Raw genomic sequence first — 24,148 nt, 5'->3', positions numbered from 1 at the left:
GATACGTCAAGATATTAAATAATAGGTGAGGAGTGTTAAAATATAGAATCAGATGCCGCCCAAAAGAGATATTAAGCAAATTAATGCTATTGCTAATGAATTTAAAATGGAAAGGCTACAAAGACAAGCATTTGGAGATTTTTTAGAATCCGAGAAAGAGGCCGGTTATATAGGTAACAAAAATGAACGCGGTGATTTTACCTATCAAGAATTGCGACAAAAGGCTTGCGAGTTCTTAGGTTTAGAATAAATTTGCAATAACAGATTAAAATTATGACAGTAACTACCGACCAAAATATATTACAGCCGATTAAAAACGATGCTGATTTAGTGCAACTAAGAAGCATTGTCAGTGTGATTATAGGGGAGCTGTGCTGGAATGCGAGAATGAGCTATGGAGATGAATTATATCTTTATATAGGAGAGAGAATTCCGATCTTAAATAAATTAATGAAGGGTAAAGAACAAGCTGCTTGGATGTTAGGCACGCGAGGGACAGACTGGACACTGGAATCACCGACTAAAGAAATAATCACCAGTTCTAAGGAACTACCAGAAGTGTTTAAAGAGAAAGTTAAGGTGATTGAAGGTACAACTATTACTGCCTTTGAAACTCACTACCCAGATTTGATTCTAACTGTAGAATTCAGTAACGGCTGTAAATTAAAAATATTCCCAGACCTTGCAGATGATTTTGACTTATCTTACTGGGAATTATTTACTCCTGACAATATGTTGCTGACGCTAGAACCAGGTGCAATCTGGACTTATACGAGGGCCGACGTGCCAAAGAGTGCTAAGATAAATCAACACTCAAATCCATTAGGAGACTGAGAGGATTTTGCCCCATTAGCAATTAGTAATTAGCAATTACCAATTAGCAATTACCAATTAGCCATTACCAATTACCAATTACCAATTACCAATTACCAATTACCAATTACCAAAATTAGTTCCGACTTTGAGTAATAGAGAGATTGTAAGGATGTTGACCTTGGGCGCGATCGCCTACAAAGATAGAATAAGTCCCCTTATTGCCAAACCCCGAAAACTCCAAATTACCGGCACCAGCACTTTCTGGCAAGATGCAAAAACGACCAGCCGGCCCTTGAATTAATATCGTAGGAGCACCAGCAGTTTGCACGTTAATTCGCCAATAAGGTAAATCCTCCCCTACTTGGATGATGAGATTCGGTGTGGGGGCAATATTACCGCAGTCACCACTGTTGTTGGGGCCACCAGATGTACCTGAAACAGTTAGGGGTTCCTTAAATCCGGGACTAATCTGTAGAGCTTGAGAGCGGACAACGCCAGCCGTTGCTAAAATCATTGCTAAAGCTAAGGGAAGTATCCCGCGATCGCGCATTTTCATTTTAATTATTCTTCCTCTGATTGCGAACACAATGGCGGCATACCCAAGTTTCTCGACGGTAGGGGAGCTCCGGGGTTCCTGTTTCAATCGCTCCACTGCTCCATCACTGACCCCATTTTCTCCGATCCCATGACCCCACATCACTCTTCTTCCTTTTTTCTTCTTCTACCAGTAACCTCACTGTTCCGGGATTCTTGCTGTACATAGCGTACAAGTTGAGGCGACCCCCATACCTCAAAAAATAGCGATCGGTGATATAAATGGGTACTGGGAAATGGAGATATAGGTTAAGCTCATCCCACCCTACCTGAAAGTGAGATGAACAGGACTTAGGCATTTCGACTAAAAAAACCCAGTTTTTTACCGAATCTCCGATGCTCTAATTTCTTACTCAACAGTTAACAGTTAACTGTTAACCGTTAACTGTTAACTGTTAACACACATCGCCTAAAATCTAAAATCTAAAATCTAAAATCAATATGGCTAGCCCAACGGTAAGGAGCGACATTAATCAATCAAATCCATCGTGGCAAGTACGTCGAGAATTGCCGCTAATGGTTCGTAGGTGTGGCGCTTGGGCAGTTGAAGTATCATTAATTGTTGCTAGTTCCTTAGTTCCATTTACGATCGGAACATTGGCTAATAATGCAATCAAGAGTGTACCTCTCAACCCCGCAGTCGCCGCCACATCCGAAGCGATCGCACAAACTTTAGCAATTCCGATCCGCGATCGCAACCCGCGAGTCACTCCCCTAACTAATTTATTCTGGTCTGGCGCACTTATAGCCCCCATAGCTGTAGCTGGATGGCAACTATATTTACTCGCTAAAAAAGGTCAAACTTCCCCCAAGCGCTGGTTTGGTGTCAAAGTCATCTCGGAGTCGGGTGCAGCACCGGGGATACTACGCGCCTTGGCCCGCGAAAGTTTGGGACGTTGGGGAATACCAGTCGGCATTGCTTACACATTATGGCGCATCAGTGGTGCTTTTCCCGATTTAGTCATTTTAATGGGAATGAGTGGCTTAATGCTGCTAGGAGACGGCTTAGCGACTAAATTTGATCCAAAACGGCGCACAGGACATGATCGTTTAGCGGGTACTTTTGTCACCGATGCCGGAGCATTATCAAGTAATACGACAAATCCCTTTATGGGGCAAGATTGGAGTGATGAAGATGCTGCGATCGCGGCCCTGGTCTTAACACCAGAAGCTTCAGCAGATGGGAGTCGCGGCCTTTGGGCCTGGATGCGCCAACACCCCGGACTAACTCTACTAATAGTTACTATTCTGGGTATGACCTCAGTTTTGGGAACCTTTATCGGCACCCAAATTTACATTCAAAGTCAGGCAAATTTGCGGGATTTCAAACAGCGCGACGACAAAGTATTTCTAGCTTTAGTTAACAAATTATCCCCAATGTCGCCCAATGGCATAGCCGAACGACGGGCAGCAATTTTAGCTTTAGGTGTAGTCGAAGATTCCCGCGCCATACCATTATTAGCAGATCTGCTTGGTCAAGAAGAAAATCCCACTCTCGTTGATTCAATTCAGCAAGCTTTAGTGAGTGCGGGGCTGAAAACCTTACCTTATTTGCAGAGGTTAAATCAAGCCCTTAGCAATGACTTAGATTCTATGCGCTACGGCGGAAATGCCAAAGAACGACAGTTAGCTGCTATTCGGCAAAGGGCTACTCAGAGAGCGATAGCCAAAATTCTCACCGTGAATCGAGGGAAACTTAATAATATCGATCTCAGCCGCACAGATTTAAGTCAAACTGCTTCTGGCTCCGCTCAATTCACTTTAGTATTAGACAAAGGCGACCTATCAGGAATTAACTTAAGAAGCACCAATCTTACTAATGCTATCCTACCAGGTATCCGCTTTTACGGAGCGGGAGCAGATGCTCGTTTTGGTACTTTTGATGACTGGAGAGCAGATTTGAGTGGCGCTAATTTTGAAGGTGCAAATCTCACTGGTGCATTCTTGAATAATATAACGATGAACCGCACTAATTTTCTACGCTCAACTCTGAACAAAGCTAATTTATCTTATAGTATTTTGAGCGGAGCTAACTTCAGCAGTGCCAAGTTAATTGGAGCAGATTTGCGGCAAGCTTTATTACAAGATGCCACTTTCACAGGTGCGGATTTAGGAAGTGCAAATTTGTCGCGCACGAATTTGGAGGGTGCGCGTTTAGGACAAGTTAAAGCTCAAGGCGCTCTATTTCCAGAGACAAACTTGAGAAAATCCGATTGGCAAGGTGCAGATTTATCGGGAGCAGATTTGAGCAAAGCCAATCTCCAAAATGCAGATCTGACTTCAGTCAAACTTGCTAGTGCAAATTTAAGCAATACTCAACTGCAAGATGCTAATTTTCGGAATGCAGATGTAAGTTTAGTCAATTTCCGAGGTGCTAATGTTACAGGAGCTAACTTTAAAGGGGCAATGTTTGTGACAGGAAAGCAAAATCGACCCGATCAATTTATTCAAAGTCCACCTGTTAATTCTAAATCAGGGCGTTTACAAGGAGTTGATTTTACAGAGGCTAAAAATTTAGAGGCCAGTCAAGTAGCTTATATTTGCTTGCAGGGAGGGATTCATCCCCGTTGTCCCCAGAAAAATTAATAGTTTTATTCTCCCACTACCTCAGCACTTGAAACCGCTGCTAAACAAAGTCGGCCTATGCTAACTAAGTAGCTGGACATAAATAAACGCTATAAAATGCACAGGTCGGCGCTCGCCGACAGTCTCTATGGCTATGAAAAACATCGCTTTTCGCGGCGAGCGCCTACCCTACGTTTAATTATGTCCGACCACTTAAAAAGCTGACTGTGTATGCCTTCTTCCTTCTCTCCTAGATAACTAAATTTTTCTTCCTTCTTTCTTCTTCCTTCTTCCTAGTTTGGTTAGTTCGGGTTGTATAATAAACCTTTGGAATTCATCAGCAGGCAAATTAATCTATGAACGCAGCCGACGACAAAAATATTGTCAGGGAATATTTTAACTCTACTGGCTTCGATCGCTGGCAGCGAATTTACGGCGACGGTAAAGTGAATAAAGTTCAACTTGATATCCGCACAGGACATCAGCAGACTGTTGATACAGTGCTAGAATGGCTCGTCGCTGATGGCAATTTGCCGGGTCTGTTAGTTTGTGATGCTGGTTGTGGCGTGGGTAGTCTCAGTATTCCCTTAGCTGAAGCTGGAGCAATTGTCTATGCTAGCGATATCTCTGAAAAGATGGTAGCAGAAGCCTATGAAAGAGCTAATGCTGTTCCGGGAAAGGCTAATAATGTCACCTTTACGGCTCAAGATTTGGAGGCTTTGAGTGGTCAATACCATACAGTTATCTGTCTGGATGTGCTGATTCACTACCCTCAAGAACAAGCTGAGGGGATGATTAGTCATCTAAGTTCTATGGCCGAGTCGCGAGTAATTGTCAGTTTTGCCCCGAAAACTTTAGCCTTAACTGCTCTCAAGAAAATTGGGGAATTTTTTCCAGGGCCAAGTAAAACTACCCGCGCCTATCAACATCGGGAAACTGATATTATCAAGATTCTAGAAAGCAATGGTTTTACAATTCGGCGGCAGGGAATGACTAGCACTAGCTTTTATTATTCTCGCATACTCGAAGCTGTGCGGCACTAGGGAATGATAATTAAATAATTTATATGACTTACGTAAATTGTTTGTAACGCCGCCCTCTGGGCGGTAATTTACCACCCAGAGGGCGTTACGTAAACTATGCGTAAGTCTTATAATTAGTAAAATAGCTTTTATAGCAACTGCCAAGGTAATTATGGAGCTAAAATATTTCTGAATTTGTAGGGAGATTTAGGCAATAAATTTTATCCTAAACCACCCCTTACATAGTCTCGATTCAGATTCACAACACCCAAACCCCCCACGATCGCACCGAATTTCCTAACTTCCATTTAATTTTGAAACACCTCATCGGAAAACATTTCAGTTAGCGTCCGTAGATATGGTAAAAATACCATGACATCTTCAGGAGGTAAGCGGTCGTGGATTTCCCACAACAAAACTAGCAGCATATCCTGCACTAATTTCCAACTTACGTGCAGTCTGGGATATAACATCACGCAGAGGGGAAATAGTTCTTGCTGTGCTGGCCGAATGCTATCTTCTAGGGCACACAAACATAAGTAGCTTTGAAAAATTTCTACATCCCGAATGCTAGAAAGTTTTACCATTGTATCGCTCAGATAGCCGCTACTGCTGCGATAGCCTTGATGCTGAGAACTGACGCGATCCTGTACAACACTAGCAATCTGAGTCGTGTTTTGCAACAAATGCTGCACTGCTACCAAAGCTTTTGAGTTGCGATCGTGATTCCCTGCGGCTGCTTGGATTTCTCCGAACGGTATGTGCAGGTAATCATCGATAATTTTTAAGTAAGGTACTAACTGCAATTGCTCTGTCTGGGAAAGACTTTCTAATAAGAATTGCCCCAGATAATGAAACTCCATCGTGACAAATCCCAGGACTAGCGGATCTGCGTGGGAGTATTTGCTTCGTATTTCAATTATATCTCTGCCCACTACTACTGATAGGCGAGCAGGAGATTCTTCTTCTGCATAGGCATCAATTGCTTTGGCGTATAATTTACGAGCATCGGCAATAATTTGGGAAGGATTAATTAAGTCGGGACTGATGGCGTGACGTTCTATATCTTGACCTAGAAGAGTTTGCACTTTACCCCAAGCTATGTCGCTGGCTACTTTTAGGGTATCCGTCAGCTTGTCAACTATTCTAGCCCGATTTCCCTCAAATTCCGGTAATTGCTGAGTTTGAGGAGCTTTGAGCTGCGATCGCTTCTCGTGAGAGGCAACTGTAGTGTAATATTTTTTGGCCCAGTTAACTGCTATGGAAGAAACGTTCGACTCAGAGGATTGGTCGTTGGCAGTTATTTCGGGACGGTTGATGAGTTGAGGATGCGGTACTAAAGTTGTTATTAGCTCCCTATCTACATCATCTTTAGGTACGGATAATTTAGATTGTGAGATGTTAGTCATTAAAACCCTCGATTTTTTGTGTAAAGGAAATCCTCGACCGACTAGCTCACCCTTTAAGTTTCTTAACTTCTATTGTTTCACATTTCTTTAAGAATTTTCACCCGCCATCTTGCTACAAGTCATCGGCCATTTGGCTTATCATCGGCCATTTGGCTTATCATCTGCCATTTGGCTTAAGTGTGAATGTATTTGAAAATACAAAAAATTCTTACCTCTGCACCCTTCCGAATCTATTTACAAGTCTGAAACCGGGTTGAAGCAAACTTTGTCACTTACTCTAAGTTATAATTTTTATATCCAGCAATATCTTAAGCAAGATATTAGGATCGGATAGTTTTGGGAGATGTGTGCGTTATCGGCTGAAGATTGGAAGCCAAATTAGTAGGACTTGCTGAAATTTTTGGTAGGCAATTAAAGTTTATCGACTCGTATACTTTATAAAAGTTAACACAACTGCGGCTCAATTGTAAATAAAAAATAAAAGTTATATTTTGAGAAAAATTCTATAATAAATACCTCTGAAGATAGATCCACTGATGCGTTATATCTGAATTACTTCTAACTAATCGTAAAAGCATATCTTCAGGCTAACATCTTCAATGTCTACCTCCCACAAGGATAATTTCCTCTGAGTGAGAGTAAAAAGTCCGCCAGCTACCTCCCTAATTGCTAAGCTTCTTGTACCATTAACAAAGCGAGCGAGAGGGAGTGGTAAAGATGAGTGTGAGTAGGAATACTAAAAGCAATATTAGATTCGGGACTGACGGGTGGCGGGGGATTATTGCCGAGGACTTTACCTTCGCCAACGTGCGGAAGGTGACGCGGGCGATCGCCAGCTATCTAGAAAGTGCTTATACTAAAGATCGCCCAGTTTTAATCGGCTACGATACCCGCTTTCTTGCTGACCAGTTTGCTCGCACTGCCGCTGAAGTCCTAGCAGAGTTAGGATGGAATATCAAGGTGGCGGAGCGAGATTGTCCTACGCCAGTCATTGCTTACAGCGCCAAATATTTAAACTCTGCTGGGGCCTTAATGTTCACGGCAAGTCATAACCCTGCACCCTACTGTGGTATTAAGTATATTCCTGACTACGCAGGCCCCGCGACACCAGAAATTACCGATACGATTTCGGTGCATATTGCGGAGGCTGCTGATGGAGAGCCTTTAGGCAAAATTAGCGATAAAATCTCTACCTTTGACCCGAAACCAGATTATTTAAAATTTCTTTACACGCTGATAGATATAGAGCAAATTCGTTCTGCTAACTTGAAAGTGAAGTATGATGCTCTCTACTCAACTTCTCGCGGTTATTTGGATACAGTTTTGGAACACTGCGGGTGTGAAATCGAGACTTTCCATTGCTGGCGAGATGTGCTATTTGGCGGTGGGATGCCGGAAGCAAAGGGAGAGCAATTAGAATGCTTAGTAGAGGCTGTAAAGAAAGATGCAGCGGATTTGGGTTTGGCGACAGATGGAGATAGCGATCGCTTTGGTATAGTTGATGAGAAGGGAAATATCCTCGCTCCGAACTCAGTATTACTGCTACTAGCACGGCACTTAATTAAGAATAGGGGCAAAACGGGCGCGATCGTTCGTACAGTTGCAACTACCCACCTGCTAGACAATTTCGCTGCTAAGTACGATTTAGAAATTTACGAAACGCCAGTAGGTTTCAAATACATCGGCGCTAAAATGCGGGAAACAGCCGTACTCATTGGCGGCGAAGAATCTGGAGGTTTGAGCGTATTGGGTCATATTCCTGAGAAAGATGGCATCTTAGCTGGTATGCTGGTAGCAGAAGCGATCGCGATCGAAGGCAAACCCTTATCTCAGCTAGTAGAAGAAGCTGTCACAGAAGCAGGTGGCCCCTTATACGAAAAGCGGATCGATTTTCACCTCAATGACGCTTACAAAGCCGCAATTATCCAATACTTCACACGCAATCCCCCGACAGACATCGCCGGAGTTAAAGTTAAAAAAGTAGGATATAAAGACGGGATTAAACTGTATTTGGAAGATGGCGGGTGGGTGCTGATGCGCCCTTCCGGGACTGAACCTCTCTGGCGAGTTTATCTAGAAACCGAATCTGTGGAAAAACAAGCGCAAATTGTCCAAGAGATAGAAAATATTATCAACCAATTAGAACCAACATGAGTTTTGAGATCGAGTTATGAGTCCTGTAATTCTAAGTGTAAGATAAGTTTTTAGTATCAACTCAAAGCTGTAGAATATTCCAATTTACAAAGCAAGATCAAAACTCAAACTTCAAAACTTTATTAACCCTTTTTTATGAAAACTATTCCCCATCTTCTCATTAGTGTAGTTGTAGCTACCTCAGTAAGCGCGATCGCAATTTTATCAGTGCAGAATGCCACCCCAGTATCCTTAAACTTCCTCTTTTTCCAATCAATTGAAATTCCGGTAGGAGTAGTATTAGCTTTGAGCGCGACAGCAGGAATATTAGGCGGCGCAATCCTCCAACCTATGTGGAGCATCCCTGGGGGGAGCGGGGGAGCAGGGGGGCAGGGGAGCAGGGGAGCAGGGGAGCGGGGGAGATGGGGATAGGGGTAATTAGCAATTAGCCATTAGCAATTAGCCATTAGCAATTAGCAATTAGCAGTTACCCATTAGCAATTAGCCATTAGCCATTAGCAATTAGCCATTAGCCATATTAGCAGGCAACTTGACACTAAAAGTAGAGCCGATACCAATCTGACTTTCAACTGCAATTTTGCCCCCCATCATCTGACAAAAGCAGTGGCTAATTGCTAATCCTAAACCAGTGCCGCCGTATTTACGAGTAGTAGAAGCATCTCCTTGAGTAAAAGGTTGGAAAATCTGCTGCAATTGTTCAGAAGTCATGCCGATACCAGTGTCAGTACAATTAAAAATCAAACATTCAAAATTAGAAATTGCGGATGAATTATTATTATTGATATTCGATTGATTATCTATTATTACTTCTGCTGTCGTCATACTTTCTTCCGCATCAATAGCCGCTATTTCCCTACTCACTGCTAGAGTAATCTTGCCATTGTGGGTAAACTTGGCAGCGTTGCTCAGTAAGTTTAATAAAATTTGGCGTACTTTGGTAATATCAGCGTGCATTGTGTCGATATCGCTGTTTTTTATCACCTCTAAAATATTTCCATTTTTCTCGGCTAGCGGTTTAGCAGTAGCAGCAACATCATCAATTAAATCATCGACACTAAAAGTTTCTAAGTAAAGATCCATGCGACCGGCTTCTATTTTAGAAATATCAAGAATGTCGTTGATTAGTGAGAGTAAATGTTTACCAGAAATGTGGATTTTATGGAGATCGGGGGTGAGTTCTTGGTAGCCTAAATCTTCCGTTTCCTCTTGGAGCATTTCGCTATAACCGATGATTGCATTTAGGGGGGTTCGTAGTTCGTGGCTCATGTTGGCGAGAAAGGAACTCTTTGCCATCGAAGCTGCTTCCGCTGCTTCTTTTGCTAACTGCAAAACTGACTCAAAGTGTTTGCGATCGCTAATATCTTCAATACTGCCTTCGTAATAAAGCACGTTCCCATCTCGATCTAAGACCGATCGCACATTCTCCGAAATCCAAATAATACTACCATCAGCACGGTAAACCTGAGACTCAAACCCTGATACTGCACCTCTTTGGATTATTAGCCGGGTGAGTTCATCTCGTCTGTGGGGATCTACATAAACTTGGCTTTTGATGTCGCTGACAAGCTCTCGCAGTTCCTCTGGGGAAGAATAACCGTAAATCCTGGCGAGAGCAGGATTTGCGCTCAGAAAGTGTCCTTCTAAACTCGTTTGAAATAGACCTTCGGCTGTGTTCTCAAAAATACTGCGATATTTTTCTTCAGCACTGCGAAGAGCGGTTTCGGTACGCAGGCGATCGCTAGCTTCGATCGCTAAAGATACTAAATCTGCAATAGAAGCCGCAAAATTTTGCTCTTCCTGCGTCCAATATCGGGTTTGTTCCACTTCTTCCAAACAGAGAACTCCCATTACCACACCACCAACTCGGATCGGTGCGTCAAGCATAGAAGCAGTACCAGTAATCGCAAAGTAAGAATTAGCAAAATCCTTAGTCCGGCGATCGCTGAAGGGATCTCCGGGTGCAATTATCCGATCTTCTTCCAAAGCTTGAAAATATGCCGGGTTATCCGCTGCTACTAATGGCTCGCCGGACTTATGTAAGCCACTGCTGCGCTCAAATCGGTCAAAACATTCCATCTGCGATCGGCTTTCATTGTACAGCCATACGCTTGCTAGTTCGAGTTCAAGAGTGCAGGCAGTAGTTTCGGTAATTTCTTTGATAGCAGCATTCAAATCTCCTCGGTATAAAGCTTTATTTCGTGCTAGTTCTACCAAGGCCGAGTTTTGCCGGAGTAACTGTTTTTCTGTCTGTTGTCGTGCTGATTCTGCCAGTTTGCGATCGCTGATATCCCGCGCTACCCAAATTACTGATTCCTGTGAAAGTGGGGAAATACTAGCTGCAAACCAGACTTCGCGATCGCCGATCGTCAAGTTGTACTCAACATTGACAGTCTGCTGAGAATCTAAGCTATTCTGGATATAGCCGACAAAAGTATCAGCAAGTGCTGGTGGAAAAACTTCACCAATCGTTTTATCAACTAAATCTTCCATCGGTTTGTACGTCAGTGCTTGATTTGTCGGCGCGATTTTTAAATAGCGGCCATTCCTATCCAAAACTAGAATTAATTCGCTCATCCCTGCAAACAGCGCCCGCAGTTCCGCTTCCGCAGATTGGAGTTTAGCTGTACGTTCTATAACTCGCTGTTCTAGATCTACATTTGTCGCTTCCATAGCTGCAAATGACGAGCGTAACTGTTTAGCCATCAAGTTGAAAGACTCAGCTAATATCCCCAGTTCTTCAGCAATTGGCACCTCAACCTTTTGGTTTAATTCCCCCTGTGCCATTGCTTTTGTGGCTGCACTTAAGCGTCGAATTGGGTTAGTAATCCAGCGGGAAGTGTAAATTGAAAGCACGATTGCCACCGCCAAAGCTGCCACACAGAACAAGAAAGTAGTACGGTTATTAGCATTGATGCCGTCCATAAAATCGGCTTCGGGAATTGCCACGACGATCAGCCAATCAATTCCTTTACCATCAGCTAGGGGAGCCACAGTTAAAAATTGATTGCGAGAGTCAACATTAAATGTTATATGAATCGGTTCCTGAATCCGGTCTAAATTGCCAAATTGTTGATACAGAGACTCCGCCGCTGAACGAATCAATAGGTTATTACTGTTAGTTGCTTTTAAGCGTTTTTGTCCCTCAGCAGTCTTGACAAAAGGCAACTCTGTTGTCGAACTAGCAACAATATCACCACTGCGCTCGATAATAAAAGCTTGTCCCGATTTGCCAATTTTTAAGCCTCTGAGAAAATTGCTAATTTGCTCTAAGGTTAAGTCGATTGCCAGCACACCTTGCAATTCGTCATTTTTATTGTAGATTGGGGTGGCTGGCGTGATCCCCAGAACAGGCATCGCGGTAAATTGATAGATAGGCGACCAAGTAGATTGACGCGATCGCACGGCAGCTTTGTACCAAGGCCGAGTCCGAGGATCGTAATTGTCTGTTTTCACCAACTCAACGCGATTTCCTTGACTATCGAGGCGGTAAATTTTCCTGGCAAAATCTGTAGACTCGTCTTTAATATAGACAAGAGGAGGATTTTCTCTCTTAAGCAGTAGAAATTCGCCCGAAACACTACCATAATAGATCGTGGTCACGCGATCGCTCACTTGAGTCTGATGCCAGAAATAGCGTTCTAAGCTAGGAAAATCTTCTGGATCTAAATTTCCGGCTCGAATTGCCGCCGTATTCAATTCCAGAAATAAGTTAGATGCGTCTGCAAAGCTTTGAAAATGCTCTTGAGTGCGACCAGTAACTTCTAAACTCAAATTGGCCGCTAAATCATTAACTGCCTTCTGTCCGTTGCGAAAAGACAGCCATCCCGTCAACCCTACTGCTGCCGAGATTTGCAGCACTAGGGGCACTAAGAACACAAGACGCAGCGGCACCTTGAGCGATTTAGAAGAAATCCGACTGGTTAGAGCTTTCAAGAACATTTGTTTACAAATACCTACCGGCTTCTATATCACATTATTGCTCAGCATCAGGTTCCCATGTCAAACAATTAAAATTTGCGGTCTGTGTCAGCTTAGGTAACGCAACTTGCACGTTTTGGAGATAGCACTATCTCTCATTGTTGAGAGCGGTCAAAACTTACTTTTTCAATAGGATTTTTAATGAAGTCCAAAAATAATTTACCCACATCTGTAATGCGATCAACTTTAGCGGATTTACTGCTATTATCGCAATAATATTTACCCTCTTTGATAAATTTATCAATATTTTCAACTCGCTTGAAAACCACTATATTTGTATCTTTATAAGGATCTCGATAGCCTAAATCCATCAAATTTGTAGAAGGCAGTGGAATAGGATTGGGAAACTGTCTTTCGTATTCTTTATTCTTTTCTTTGGCTACATATACCTCTTTCAAATATATTAAACCTTTGGCTTGTAAATCTTGTAGTACCTGATTATAAAAAGGGCGTTTTACCTCAAGACCTTCTTCAATAACTTGTATGTCATTAGCATTATATTCCTGTAAATACCTGAGTAACATTAAATGCCAACTTGTAAATTCATCTAGCCAATTTAGAAACATTCTCTGTATATCTGCCTCCGGTGCATTTGGTAGTCCAGCATTTAAAACTGTGTTCCTCAATGCAGCTAATTCCTGTTCTTGGTGGTGACGCATTGCCATCTCAAAAGCCGATATTAATGTAGTCTGAAAGCTAGGACTGTTTACAGGAAAATTTTCGATTTTAGCGTTTATTTCGCTTTTTGAATCTGCCATATCGATTCCTCAAAGTGATTCAGGGTTGTGGACGCATCCATCAAACTTAATTTAACTTAACTCTTCTTTTATTGCCATTGCTGGATTTTCGTAGCGATCGCCCTCCCTTCCCTCATCCATTCAATCCAACTCAAGCGCCACTCTGGCACAAGCTATATTAAAATCTATAGTTCCACAAGCGCCACGCCTTCCAACCAGCTAAACGCCCCCAAACTAACATCGTAGTAAATCAAAAAATGACAGTCAGAGTTCGCATCGCCCCCTCTCCCACCGGCAATCTACACATCGGTACCGCCAGAACCGCCGTATTTAACTGGCTATACGCCCGCAACACTGGCGGTAAATTCATCCTGCGGATAGAAGACACAGACTTAGAGCGATCGCGCCCAGAATACACCGAGAACATCCAAACAGGCCTCACCTGGCTCGGCCTCACCTGGGATGAAGGCCCCAGTTTCCAATCCCAGCGTCTAGACTTATACCGTCAAGCAGTCCAAACCCTCTTAGACAAAGGACTGGCCTACCGCTGCTACACCAGCGCCGCAGAACTCGACCAAATGCGGGAAGAACAGAAAGCTAAAAAACAAGCCCCCCGCTACGACAATCGCCACCGTCACCTAACCCCCGAACAGCAAAGCGCCTTTGAAGCCGAAGGCAGACAACCCGTAATCCGCTTCATCATCGACGACGATCGCACCATATCCTGGCATGACATGGTACGCGGAACCGTCACCTGGAAAGGCAGCGACCTCGGCGGCGACATGGTAATCGCTAGAGCTTCCAGCGGCGGTAACATCGGTCAACCCCTTTACAACCTCGCCGTTGTCGTCGATGACATCGACATGAACATCACCCACGTCATCCGAGGCGAAGATCACATCGGCAATACTCCCAAACAAATTTTGCTCTATGAAGCCTTGGGAACCGCACTCCCCGAATTTGCCCACACGCCCCTAATTTTAAATAAAGAAGGACAAAAACTTTCTAAACGCGACGGCGTAACCTCTATTTCCGACTTTAAAGACATGGGTTACATCCCAGAAGCATTAGTCAATTACATGACGCTTCTAGGTTGGACACCCCCCGATTCCACCCAAGAAATCTTTACACTCTCAGAAGCAGCTCAACATTTTAGCTGCGATCGCGTCAACAAAGCAGGGGCGAAATTTGACTGGGACAAGCTCAACTGGCTCAACAGTCAATATCTACACAAAATGGCAGTGCCGCAACTGACAAATTTATTGATACCCTATTGGCAGTCAGCGGGGTATGACTTCGATCCAGTGAGCGATCGCCCTTGGCTCGAACAAATTACCGCTCTGATTGGCCCTAGTCTCGTCCGTCTCAAAGATGCCGTCGATATGAGCAAATTATTCTTTACCCCAACCTTGGAGTACGAAGAAGAAGCCACTGCTCAATTGCAGCAACCAGACGCAGCAGACGCATTGCAAGCGATTTTAGAAGCACTATCAAGCTGTCCGCAGTTAACATCAGCCCAAGCTCAAGAAATTACCAAAAAGGTGAGCAAAGAGAAAAACCTCAAAAAAGGGCTAATCATGCGAACTCTCCGGGCAGCTTTGACAGGGGCAATGCACGGCCCCGACCTGATAGAATCGTGGGTAATCCTTCACCAACGGGAAATGGATATCACCCGCTTGCAAGAGGGCATTAAAAGTTAAATTTTCAAGAGGCTGGTGTCGTGGCTGAAATTCCTAACCCAGAAAAACCGGAAACAGAAGTAGTTGCCGAAACTGCTACTCCCGAACAACCAGAAACAGAAGTAGTTGTCCTAACTGCTAGTCCAGAACAACCAGCAGAAGTAGTTGCCGAAACTCCTACTTCAGAACAACCAACAGAAGTTACAGCCGAAACTGCTAGCCCAGAACCGCCAGCAGTAAATTACCTCCAAACACCTGCGGCAAATCCGTTTGAAACGATTGCCAGTGCTGAAATAACTACCCCAAATCAACCTGAACAACCTGTTATAGTAGCAAAAATGTCAACCTCAAATCCACCTGAAACTGTTATCATCGTCGAAGATACTGCCGCAGACAAATCAACAACCCAGTCAACAAGCCAGTCGCAGCAGATTAAAGAACAAATCCTCTCAATTTTGTCCCACCTCCCAGATTACATCAGCGGCTTTTATCAAGAGTACAAAAGCCAGCTCACTCTTCTAGGTTTGATAATAGCCTCAATTATCGCCTTCAAAATATTTCTGGGCGTAGTGGACGCGCTAAACGATATCCCCTTCCTAGAGCCAACTTTTGAGCTAATTGGAATTGGATACTCAAGCTGGTTTATCTACCGCTATTTACTGAAGTCCTCCAATCGCCAAGAATTATCTCAAAACATCCAAATTCTCAAAGAACAAGTTTTAGGACGAAAATCCTAAATAGTTAACGGTTAACGGTTAACTGTTAACTGTTAACCGTTAACAAATACCTAATTGCTGCTACATCCCACCCATGACCAATCGGAAAAGACACAAAGGAGTATTAGTTTTAGCACTAGCAATAGCTGTGTTTATTCTGCTGAACAATGTCTTAGCGATCGCTCAAGAAAAGAACTCAACACCTATCTTTGAAGATGTCACTCTCAGCCTAGATTTTTCTCCAGATCCGATGACAATTAGAGGTCTTAGCGGTGGATTTGTAGTAGCTCAAGAAACAGCAGGCCGACAAGAAACCGTTACAGGGCCTTGCATTGGTTTTATAGATGGAAAGCCAGACCATAAGTTAGTTTTAAGGAATTTTTTCGAGTATCTGAGCATTCAAGTGAAAAGTTCTGAAGATACCACCTTAATAGTACGCGGGCCTGGTGGAACTTGGTGCAATGATGACTATGAAGGCAAAAACCCTGGTCTTGTCGGTCAATGGCTTTCTGGTAATTATGATATTTGGGTTGGTTCTTATGAAAGACATAAATATTCTCCTTACATCATCAGAATTTCTCAGAAGAATATGCAGTAGCAATGCTATTAGTTCGTCAAAAAACCCGGTTTCTTTGGTTGGGTGCGTAAGTCCTGATTAGCAACTATCCCAACAAATTTCCTACTTAGTAATAATCTCAGTAACTACCTGGCCACCATTTGCATCCCCTTGCACAACCACAGTTTCATTTTTAAGTTGTCCCGCAGCCTTGGGCCCAGTCAAATTAAACTCAGGGTCTAATTGACGATAAACCACATTTCCTATAGCATCAAAAGTCTGAGTTTTTAAATACCAAATAAAATTATCTGTATTCAATTGAGCATTACGTTTCTCCCCAATTCCAACAACATTGCCAGTTAAATAAAAGACATCTTTTTCTAAATCTCCCCGACCTTGATTCCCCCTCATCGTCACTTTTTCTTTGAGTTGAATAACAGTCACAGGCCCCGGCGAAACCACAAGTTCAGCGGGAAAATTCCAACTCATAATATTACTAGATATCTGCAACGGCGGGTCTGAAGGCAGTAATTGAGCATTTTTTGTCAAGTTAGCAATTTTGAGTTTTAAATCAACATCAGCTTGGTCAGCATAAGCTCGATCTGTAATTATTTTATTTTTGTAGCGATCGATTTGTACTGGGCGATCCCCGATCATCTTTTGCCGATCTAACAGCCAAATTAAATGCTCAGTTCGTAACTGTAAAACAGGATCTTTAATATTAGCAACCACAGACCCGAATAACTCCATCCGCTTAGCGCGACTAAAAACTCGCGCCTCCTTAGCTGAAGCTATTGCCTGTTTATGATCTCCCGTTAAATTATTACGAACAATCAGTAAATCTTCCTTTGGTCGCCACTCTAACTCATTCCCCCGTAGCACTATACCATTGCGGGGATCGGTAGCTACAATCTTGCCTTTAAGTATAATTTGATTGCTATCTTGGCGTACCTCGCCAGTCTGAGCCTCAATTTGATAAACTTCTTTGCCATCTTGAAAGAGTTTACCAGTGGGATTTTTAACATTAACTACTTTTTGGTCTTTACTGTAAGTAGCTTGCTGGGATTTTACCGTCCATAGTCGTTCCCCTTTTTCATTAGCCTGTTCGAGAGTAACATCGCTCAAAGTTAACGTGCTATTTAACTTTTCAGCAGAAGTAATATCTTCGGCTAATTTGTTTTTCTGGGTTGCTTCTTCAGTTCCACAAGCGACTATTCCCAAAAGCAAAGTAACTAAAGCTAGTGGTAGTGTTCTGGGAAATTTTGAACTTGGGATTTTAGATTTTGGATGAATCATTGTTAATTGGTAGTTGCTAGTGGTTAGTCGTTAATTGTTAGTTGTTAAGTTGTCTTTTCCACTAACTACTAACCACTAACCACTAACAATTATTATCTATCTTCATGATCGTCCATCAAGCTAATGCCAGACAAGGGACGATAAGCATAATTCGGGCGATTAGTTTTTTGGATATCTTCCTTAATCGATTCCAAATCAATATAGCGGTCTGCTACATTAATTAAACTGTCGCTCGTCATCGATCGCAAACTCACTACCTCAACTCTGACTCCGCGATAGCTGACAGCATCCACAGCATAAGCTAGATCCCCGTCACCGCTGACTAAAACTGCTGTATCGTAAGAACCCACCAAAGCCATCATATCTACAGCAATTTCTACATCCAAGTTAGCTTTTTTTGAGCCGTCTGGAAGTTGCACTAAATCCTTAGAAATCACGCGATATCCATTGCGGCGCATCCACAGTAAAAATCCTTGCTGTTTCTCATTTGTGCGGTCTACACCTGTGTAGAAAAAAGAGCGCAACAACCGCGAACCAGCAGTTAAACGGCACAACAGCTTAGTGTAATCGATTTCAATTCCTAATTGTAAAGCAGCATAAAATAGGTTAGAGCCATCGATAAAAATTGCTACTCGACCTCTATTTTCTAGAACCTGTTCTGGAGTGAAAAGGTCGTGATTGTCTAGTTTACTCAACATGATTATATGCCTCAATTTTTATGAAAGATTTAGGTAAGAGAGTGATTGGTAATGGTAATGATGATGACGTTACTCACACCGATGATAGATCCCAACTATGAAGAAACTGATTGTAAGACTTCAATGCGTTTAAAAACTGGCTGAGGTTGCCTTAAAGCTTGATTTGCTGGCAAAGCACCCCAGATAGCTTGGGTCGCAAAGGTTGCTGAATTATTAATTGCAACCTGGTCGTTAAAATCAATTGCAAAACCTAGCTGCTGATAGATAGCACTGCTGATATTGGGAATAATGGGTGATAAAAGGTAAGCTGCTAGTCTAACAGATTCCAAAACAGGATAGAGAACTTTTTCAACTGCTTCTAGTTTTCCTTGTTTGTACAGGCTCCAAGGTGCGCTAAAGTCAATAAACTTGTTCCCAGCTTGCACTAAAGCAAGTATGGCTTCGCAAGCTTGACTAAAGGCTAAATTTTCGTAAGCTTGAGCTGTGCGATCGCTCAAAGTTAGACCTATTTCCTTGAGTGGATTATCTGGTGCAATATCTTCAGCATTAACATTCGGAATCAGGCCGCCGCAATATTTGTGAGCCATGCTCAAGGTACGGTTGACCAAATTACCCAAGTCATTTGCCAAATCTGCATTCAAAGTGTCAATAAACCGAGCTTCATTAAAATCACCATCCTCTCCAAATTCAATTTCTTTTAGAAAGTAATAGCGGACTGCATCTGAACCATACTGATTGACTAATGCCACAGGATCGATGATGTTACCATCAGTTTTCCCCATTTTTCTACCATCTTTGGTCAAAAATCCGTGTCCGAATATACGACCAGGCATTGGTAAATTTGCGGACATCAGCATTGCTGGCCAGTAAACTGCATGAAAGCGCAGAATATCTTTGCCAATTAGGTGCAGATCGATCGGCCACCATTTTGATAGAGCATTCTCTAAGGTAGGTTCGCTATCAGGATCGAGCAGAGCCGTAATATACCCCAAGAGCGCATCAAACCAAACATATATAGTATGGCGATCGTCGGCAGGAACGGGTAAACCCCAGTCAAGATTTATCCTAGAAATTGAAAAGTCTTGCAATCCCGTGCTGACAAATTTCAGCACTTCGTTGCGTCGGCTTTTGGGTTGGATGAAGTCTGGTCGCTGTTCGTAAAGCTCTTGAAGTTGAGCTTGATAGCGGGAAAGGCGGAAGAAGTAATTTTCCTCGTCGCGCCACTCGACTTCTTTGCTGGTATGGATAGGACACCTTTTACCAGGAAGTAGGTCGCGTTCTTCTTTGAACTCTTCGCAAGAGACGCAATACCATCCCTGTTGCTGGCTCAAATAGATGTCGCCTGCTTCCCAAACACGCTGGAAAAATTCTTTAACTATGAACTGATGGCGGGGCGCTGTAGTGCGGCTAAAGCGGTTATATTGGATATTTAGCTGCTCCCACAGAGACTCGAAGCCAGCGGCAATTAGGTCGCAGTGAGCTTGAGGCGATCGCCCCACACTCTCAGCCGTGCGCTGAATCTTCTGACCATGTTCGTCTGTTCCCGTAATCAGCAAAACAGATTTTCCCCGCAGTCGCTCAAACCTAGCTGCTGCATCCGCTGCCATCGTTGTATAAGCGCTGCCAACGTGAGGTAAATCATTTACATAGTAAAGAGGTGTTGTTAAAGCAAAGGTGTCTTTAGTTATATCGGTCGATTTCATTGAATGCTAAAGAAGTTTCCTAAATCTCGTTTGGATCATAACTCACTATTTCCATTATACTCTAGTTGTTTTTTGTACCAGGTTGGCTGAAATTCAGAAAAAATACCCAAACCCTGTTTTTACAAAAAGATAATTATCTCTAATTTCAACTTTAATGTTTGTTCAATCTTTTTGGCTAATTCTAAAACAAATTTTAAGATTCTCGCTTCAGTGGGTCTTCGAGACTCTTGAAGTCAACCCAGGGATATTGCCTCTAGTCTTCCTCAGTGCTGAGCAATTTCTTGATCCTGAATGCTGTTTGAGTCAGTCAGCAAATAAATGCGGAATACAGCGATATAGCAACCTTCTTGGTAGTTAGGACATTCTAGTTTCCTCAAACCCTTAATTCTATTCCCTTCTCCCCCATCCTCCCCATCTCCCCCATCCTCCCCATCCCCTCCTCTCTTCCCCTAGCCCCTAGCCCCTAGCCCCTCTTATTCCCCCAGATTTCTACTTTATGACTGAGACAAGATTTGGTAAAGTAATGTTAACCTGCATGGGGATCGGATAAATCCTTATAGCGCCAGAACTGCCTTTTACCCATGTTTTTAGATAGCACGTTGCAAATTTCGCACTGGTTATTGGCTGCGTTGGGAACCCAGAGGTTTCTGTACCACGAAGACCGCATTCCGCGATCTGGTGCAGTATTGGTAGTGAGCAACCACCGTAGTTTCCTTGACCCAGTGCTGCTGACGGCCGCGATCGGTCGTCCGATTCGCTTTGCTTGCCATCACTACATGGGTCAAGTCCCGGTGATGAGGGAGGTGGTGACAACATTTGGGGCTTTCCCTTTGGAGGAGCCAACCCATCGCCAGCAGCATTTTTTTAAACAAGCTACAACTCTGCTGCAAGCTGGGGAGATGGTGGGGGTGTTTCCAGAGGGAGCAGAGCCGATGGTGAAATTTACCCCGCCAAATAAATTAGGCAAGTTTCAGCGAGGATTTGCTCACTTAGCACTGCGGGCTCCGGTGCAGGATTTGGCAGTTTTGCCAGTGGCGATCGCTTCTTACCAAGAGCAGTCTATCCGCTCAACAGTACCGCTGAGGCTTTTGAGCCTGTTCGATCCTTCAGAACCCCTGTTTAATCAATCAGGCTGGCATCCACTGATAATTTACCAGCGAACTAACGTTTTAATCGGTCGGCCTTACTGGATCACCCCTTCTGTGCAGCAGCAATACCAGGGAAAACAGGCGAAAAAAGTTGTTACTGAACTAACAGAACACTGTCAAGGAGAAATAGCACACTTACTAAGCAGAGGTTGTTTGTAAATGGCTAATTGCTAATGGCTAATTGCTAATTGCTAATGGCTAATTGCTAATTGCTAATGGCTAATTGCTAATTGCTAATTGCTAATTGCTAATTGCTAATTACCCATCTTCCCCGCTCCCCTGCCCCCCATCTCCCCTGCCCCCCTGCTCCCCCGCTCCCCTGCTCCCCCGCTCCCCTGCCCCCCATCTCCCCTGCTCCCCTGCTCCCATCTCCCCCGCTCCTTCATTTGAGTTTAATCATGCTAGATGCGAAGAACCACATTCGTCTCCTTACGCCGAAACTGCCTAGAGTTGAGTATCCATTGTTTGTATTTCTGCCCGGAATGGATGGTAGCGGTCAATTGCTGCGATCGCAAATTCCCAAATTAGTAGAGGGCTTTGACATCCGTTGTCTAGCCATCCCCCCTACTGACATGGCGAGTTGGGACGTACTTGTGAGCGAGACCATAGCCTTGATTGAAGCAGAAAAGGCAGCGGGAAATCATCGGTCTGTTTACCTGTGTGGTGAGTCATTTGGGGGGTGCTTGGCGATGAAAGTCATATTAGAGGCTCCTCACCTTTTTGAGCGGCTAATTTTAGTTAATCCCGCGTCTTCATTTAGACAGCAGCCTTGGATGGAGTGGGGCTCGTACCTGACCCAGTGGTTGCCCGCAAACATTTATCCTTTATCGATATTAGGGCTGCTGCCAGTTTTAGCATCTTTAGGAAAGATTGGGAGGAGCGAGCGCCAAGCCTTGCTAGAAGCGATGCAGGCAGTGCCTCAGAGAACGACTATTTGGCGACTGGCTTTAGTGCGATCGTTCGATGTAGGGGAAAACCAGTTACGTAGTATTAAACAACCAACGCTGGTAATTGCTAGCGGAGCCGACCGACTTTTGCCATCTTTAGCAGAAGCGAAACTTTTAGTCAAACGAATACCAAATGCCGAGATGATCGTGCTGCCAATGAGCGGACACGCCTGCTTGCTGGAAACCGACGTTGACCTCTACGCCATTATTAAAGAACACAATTTGCTGTTACAGCGGGACGAAGAACAACTGGCAGCAGTTGGTAGTTGAAGGAAGAAGGAAGAGGGAAGAAGGAAGGAAAAAGAATTTTGAATTGTCTTCTACTCAAGACTTAAAACTTCAAACTCAAAACTTTTATCTTCTCCTTCCCCTGGTGCTAATTTCGTTTCAGCCACTTTTGAGCGTTGAGCCGCTGGACAACGCCGAACACCATCAAGTCCAACGTAATCTTACGTTCGTCAATTAAGAAAGGTTCCAAGGTACTGGTTTTAGTGCCGTTTTCCGCACAAGAAAAAGCTCTTTGAGCTTGGATATCTTCTTTAGGGAAATAGAGATTGAATTGCCGCTGACCTCCTTGGAACTTGCCAATAATTTGCCAGCATTCTTCTGCTGCATTCAAACCTGCGATCGCAAATTTTTGCTTAGCGAAAGTCAGGTCTAAATCCTTAACTCCCTGTTTGTCCAAAGCGGTCTGTAAAGCTGGCAAATAGTCTTGCTGAATAAAATCTGCAAAAGGCTTATCTTCCAAAGCAGGAGCCTTCTCCTTCTTCGGAGGCTTAGCTGCGGCGGCTTTATCAGCCGCAGGTTTAGCGGCTGGCTTTTTCGCCTCTGTATTTTTCGCCTCTGGCTGAGGCTTGTCGGTACTGGGAATGTCACTTGTCTCTGGTTGGTCAGAACTCGGAGCGTGTTCTTGAGCAATTTCAGGAGTCCCCGCTTCCCCAGCGTTAGGATTTTTTACTTCTTCTGCCATTGATGCTACCTATCAAAGAATTCCGTTTTCAACAATAATTCTGGGTTCTCTTTTGCAGAGGTACGAGCGATCGCACCTCTACATTTTAAAGCTGCTTGGGCTATTTTAAATCTCAGCTACAGCGCGTTCAATCAAGCGGCGAGCAAGAGTTTGGACACCAGTGTGTTCGTAGTAGTTAGTAGTCATATCCAGGAAAGCACCCACATAGTCTACCTTGTCATCAGAAATTTCTACAAAAGTCTGCAAATGACCGAGTACGTTTTGGGGAGTCAAACCGCGTTCGTTCACAAAATTGCTCATCCAGCCAGAAACCGAGGAGAAGCTTTCGCCAATAAAACCTAGCTTGCCTGCGGGAGAACCCCCTGGAATCATATCGCCCATTTGCTTAAAGGCTTGATTTTCTGCTAAATCCTTGGGTGAGAGCCTTTCAATCCAGGACTGAGTGGCCATGATAAAGTTGGGGCCTAGAGGAATTAAACCATCAAAGCAAACCAAAGCTGCCATTCGCATCAGAGACTCGCCACCGTAGTCACCTAAAGAGCCGACAAAATCGCCGATGCTATCGCCAGGGATGCCGTTAATTTGGCAGAAAGCCAAAAGTTCGGTGACTAATTTTAAGGATAGGTCAATAGTTTGGGCTTTTTCAGGTTTGGGGGTGAGGTTGCCAAGCAATCCCAAGAAAGGAACATTTTGGGAAACTTTATTTGCTAAGGCTGCTGCACCCAGCGCACTACCTGCACTGTCGATAGTTTGGTAGAGCCATAGAGCCCGTTGGTATCCCTGGGATTTGTCGTTATAAAGGTAGATGGCGCGATCGCCTATTTGCTGGATTAGTTCTTCGTCAGTTTCGCCTGTGACTGTGCGGATTGTGTTTTCAAAGCCAACTAAATTATCCCATTGACCAGGAACCACAAAGTCAAGCGCTCGCAGCGCTTTAACGGTCATGTTGTCTTTGGGAAGTTGATCTACTAATTCAAAGATGGTTTTGCTCATAACAGACAGGCTCCTTATTTTTGAGCGGATTTAACACTCTCACCCCACTCAGGCTGTGCCGCAAGTTCTGCCAAAGGGAAATGAGATTCTTGAGAGATAGGCGAACAAGGCGCAATGGCGCAAGCCTTAAAGCCTTTAGGCACTTGCCAGAAATCCAGGTTGTAATT

At 43.7% G+C, this 24,148-nt stretch carries 20 protein-coding genes; 11 read left to right on the top strand and 9 right to left on the bottom strand.

The annotated features are described in order from the left end of the window. Positions 1-52: 52 nt before the first annotated feature. Positions 53-250 (top strand): hypothetical protein, encoded by a 198-nt coding sequence (locus tag OSCI_RS19730; RefSeq protein WP_007356875.1) that lies wholly within the window; start codon positions 53-55, stop codon positions 248-250. Positions 251-273: 23 nt separating this feature from the next. Next, on the top strand, positions 274-834 hold the full coding sequence (locus OSCI_RS19725; protein ID WP_007356874.1) for a hypothetical protein: 561 nt from the start codon (positions 274-276) through the stop codon (positions 832-834). A gap of 115 nt (positions 835-949) precedes the next feature. Here the strand turns inward: OSCI_RS19725 and OSCI_RS19720 are convergent, their stop codons facing one another. Then, positions 950-1,513, bottom strand: a complete 564-nt coding sequence (locus OSCI_RS19720) for a hypothetical protein (RefSeq protein ID WP_007356873.1) — start codon at positions 1,511-1,513, stop codon at positions 950-952. Between the two features lie 338 nt (positions 1,514-1,851). Between OSCI_RS19720 and OSCI_RS19715 the strand changes: the two genes are divergently transcribed. Both OSCI_RS19715 and bchM read left to right on the top strand, forming a co-directional pair. Then, positions 1,852-3,996, top strand: a complete 2,145-nt coding sequence (locus OSCI_RS19715) for a pentapeptide repeat-containing protein (RefSeq protein ID WP_007356870.1) — start codon at positions 1,852-1,854, stop codon at positions 3,994-3,996. A gap of 335 nt (positions 3,997-4,331) precedes the next feature. After that, the gene (bchM, locus tag OSCI_RS19710; RefSeq protein WP_007356869.1) at positions 4,332-5,018 is read left to right on the top strand and encodes a magnesium protoporphyrin IX methyltransferase; all 687 of its coding nucleotides are present in this window, start codon (positions 4,332-4,334) and stop codon (positions 5,016-5,018) included. Positions 5,019-5,305: 287 nt separating this feature from the next. Here the strand turns inward: bchM and OSCI_RS19705 are convergent, their stop codons facing one another. Next, a complete protein-coding gene (locus OSCI_RS19705) occupies positions 5,306-6,406 on the bottom strand; it encodes a hypothetical protein (protein ID WP_007356868.1) in 1,101 nt (366 codons plus the stop codon). 717 nt (positions 6,407-7,123) lie between these two features. On the opposite strand from OSCI_RS19705, the gene OSCI_RS19700 reads away from it, so the two are divergent. After that, positions 7,124-8,560 carry a phosphoglucomutase/phosphomannomutase family protein gene (locus OSCI_RS19700; protein ID WP_007356867.1) on the top strand — a complete coding sequence of 479 codons (1,437 nt, stop codon included), beginning with the start codon at positions 7,124-7,126 and terminating at the stop codon, positions 8,558-8,560. A 135-nt stretch (positions 8,561-8,695) separates the two neighbouring features. After that, positions 8,696-8,971, top strand: coding sequence for a lipopolysaccharide assembly protein LapA domain-containing protein (locus OSCI_RS19695; RefSeq protein ID WP_007356866.1), 276 nt, complete (start codon positions 8,696-8,698; stop codon positions 8,969-8,971). 90 nt (positions 8,972-9,061) lie between these two features. Here the strand turns inward: OSCI_RS19695 and OSCI_RS19690 are convergent, their stop codons facing one another. Further along, positions 9,062-12,499 carry a PAS domain S-box protein gene (locus OSCI_RS19690; RefSeq protein WP_007356865.1) on the bottom strand — a complete coding sequence of 1,146 codons (3,438 nt, stop codon included), beginning with the start codon at positions 12,497-12,499 and terminating at the stop codon, positions 9,062-9,064. A gap of 134 nt (positions 12,500-12,633) precedes the next feature. Further along, complete coding sequence (locus OSCI_RS19685) at positions 12,634-13,296, bottom strand: hypothetical protein (RefSeq protein ID WP_007356864.1); 663 nt, start codon at positions 13,294-13,296, stop codon at positions 12,634-12,636. A 236-nt stretch (positions 13,297-13,532) separates the two neighbouring features. On the opposite strand from OSCI_RS19685, the gene gltX reads away from it, so the two are divergent. From gltX to OSCI_RS19670, 3 genes are all read left to right on the top strand, one after another. Beyond that, entirely contained in the window at positions 13,533-14,975 is a 1,443-nt protein-coding gene (gltX, locus tag OSCI_RS19680; RefSeq protein ID WP_007356863.1) for a glutamate--tRNA ligase, read from the top strand. Between the two features lie 20 nt (positions 14,976-14,995). After that, entirely contained in the window at positions 14,996-15,691 is a 696-nt protein-coding gene (locus OSCI_RS19675; protein ID WP_007356862.1) for a CAAD domain-containing protein, read from the top strand. Between the two features lie 73 nt (positions 15,692-15,764). After that, positions 15,765-16,268 carry a hypothetical protein gene (locus OSCI_RS19670; protein ID WP_007356861.1) on the top strand — a complete coding sequence of 168 codons (504 nt, stop codon included), beginning with the start codon at positions 15,765-15,767 and terminating at the stop codon, positions 16,266-16,268. A gap of 81 nt (positions 16,269-16,349) precedes the next feature. Here the strand turns inward: OSCI_RS19670 and lptC are convergent, their stop codons facing one another. The 3 genes from lptC to metG form a co-directional block, all read right to left on the bottom strand. Beyond that, complete coding sequence (gene lptC, locus OSCI_RS19665; RefSeq protein WP_007356860.1) at positions 16,350-17,522, bottom strand: LPS export ABC transporter periplasmic protein LptC; 1,173 nt, start codon at positions 17,520-17,522, stop codon at positions 16,350-16,352. A gap of 92 nt (positions 17,523-17,614) precedes the next feature. Then, positions 17,615-18,220 (bottom strand): NYN domain-containing protein, encoded by a 606-nt coding sequence (locus OSCI_RS19660; protein ID WP_007356859.1) that lies wholly within the window; start codon positions 18,218-18,220, stop codon positions 17,615-17,617. A 95-nt stretch (positions 18,221-18,315) separates the two neighbouring features. Beyond that, a complete protein-coding gene (metG, locus tag OSCI_RS19655; protein ID WP_007356858.1) occupies positions 18,316-19,923 on the bottom strand; it encodes a methionine--tRNA ligase in 1,608 nt (535 codons plus the stop codon). 581 nt (positions 19,924-20,504) lie between these two features. On the opposite strand from metG, the gene OSCI_RS19650 reads away from it, so the two are divergent. Beyond that, a complete protein-coding gene (locus OSCI_RS19650; protein WP_007356857.1) occupies positions 20,505-21,230 on the top strand; it encodes a lysophospholipid acyltransferase family protein in 726 nt (241 codons plus the stop codon). A 239-nt stretch (positions 21,231-21,469) separates the two neighbouring features. Next, positions 21,470-22,288, top strand: a complete 819-nt coding sequence (locus tag OSCI_RS19645; protein ID WP_007356856.1) for an alpha/beta fold hydrolase — start codon at positions 21,470-21,472, stop codon at positions 22,286-22,288. Between the two features lie 106 nt (positions 22,289-22,394). On the opposite strand, the gene OSCI_RS19640 is transcribed toward OSCI_RS19645, so the two are convergent. After that, positions 22,395-22,988, bottom strand: coding sequence for a DUF2996 domain-containing protein (locus OSCI_RS19640; RefSeq protein WP_007356855.1), 594 nt, complete (start codon positions 22,986-22,988; stop codon positions 22,395-22,397). A gap of 105 nt (positions 22,989-23,093) precedes the next feature. Then, positions 23,094-23,981, bottom strand: coding sequence for a hypothetical protein (locus OSCI_RS19635; RefSeq protein WP_007356854.1), 888 nt, complete (start codon positions 23,979-23,981; stop codon positions 23,094-23,096). Positions 23,982-24,148: the final 167 nt, after the last annotated feature.

The sequence above is a fragment of the Kamptonema sp. PCC 6506 genome (assembly GCF_000180455.1).
GTDB lineage: Bacteria > Cyanobacteriota > Cyanobacteriia > Cyanobacteriales > Microcoleaceae > Kamptonema > Kamptonema formosum.
Note: the sequence above shows the minus strand (reverse complement) of the source record. Positions and strands in the feature narration are given on the sequence as shown.

Coding starts and splice junctions, on each gene's coding strand:
- OSCI_RS19730 (WP_007356875.1), top strand. CDS start 53: ATGCCGCCCAAAAGAGATATTAAGCAAATTAATGCTATTGCTAATGAA.
- OSCI_RS19725 (WP_007356874.1), top strand. CDS start 274: ATGACAGTAACTACCGACCAAAATATATTACAGCCGATTAAAAACGAT.
- OSCI_RS19720 (WP_007356873.1), bottom strand. CDS start 1,513: ATGTGGGGTCATGGGATCGGAGAAAATGGGGTCAGTGATGGAGCAGTG.
- OSCI_RS19715 (WP_007356870.1), top strand. CDS start 1,852: ATGGCTAGCCCAACGGTAAGGAGCGACATTAATCAATCAAATCCATCG.
- bchM (WP_007356869.1), top strand. CDS start 4,332: ATGAACGCAGCCGACGACAAAAATATTGTCAGGGAATATTTTAACTCT.
- OSCI_RS19705 (WP_007356868.1), bottom strand. CDS start 6,406: ATGACTAACATCTCACAATCTAAATTATCCGTACCTAAAGATGATGTA.
- OSCI_RS19700 (WP_007356867.1), top strand. CDS start 7,124: ATGAGTGTGAGTAGGAATACTAAAAGCAATATTAGATTCGGGACTGAC.
- OSCI_RS19695 (WP_007356866.1), top strand. CDS start 8,696: ATGAAAACTATTCCCCATCTTCTCATTAGTGTAGTTGTAGCTACCTCA.
- OSCI_RS19690 (WP_007356865.1), bottom strand. CDS start 12,499: ATGTTCTTGAAAGCTCTAACCAGTCGGATTTCTTCTAAATCGCTCAAG.
- OSCI_RS19685 (WP_007356864.1), bottom strand. CDS start 13,296: ATGGCAGATTCAAAAAGCGAAATAAACGCTAAAATCGAAAATTTTCCT.
- gltX (WP_007356863.1), top strand. CDS start 13,533: ATGACAGTCAGAGTTCGCATCGCCCCCTCTCCCACCGGCAATCTACAC.
- OSCI_RS19670 (WP_007356861.1), top strand. CDS start 15,765: ATGACCAATCGGAAAAGACACAAAGGAGTATTAGTTTTAGCACTAGCA.
- lptC (WP_007356860.1), bottom strand. CDS start 17,522: ATGATTCATCCAAAATCTAAAATCCCAAGTTCAAAATTTCCCAGAACA.
- OSCI_RS19660 (WP_007356859.1), bottom strand. CDS start 18,220: ATGTTGAGTAAACTAGACAATCACGACCTTTTCACTCCAGAACAGGTT.
- metG (WP_007356858.1), bottom strand. CDS start 19,923: ATGAAATCGACCGATATAACTAAAGACACCTTTGCTTTAACAACACCT.
- OSCI_RS19650 (WP_007356857.1), top strand. CDS start 20,505: ATGTTTTTAGATAGCACGTTGCAAATTTCGCACTGGTTATTGGCTGCG.
- OSCI_RS19645 (WP_007356856.1), top strand. CDS start 21,470: ATGCTAGATGCGAAGAACCACATTCGTCTCCTTACGCCGAAACTGCCT.
- OSCI_RS19640 (WP_007356855.1), bottom strand. CDS start 22,988: ATGGCAGAAGAAGTAAAAAATCCTAACGCTGGGGAAGCGGGGACTCCT.
- OSCI_RS19635 (WP_007356854.1), bottom strand. CDS start 23,981: ATGAGCAAAACCATCTTTGAATTAGTAGATCAACTTCCCAAAGACAAC.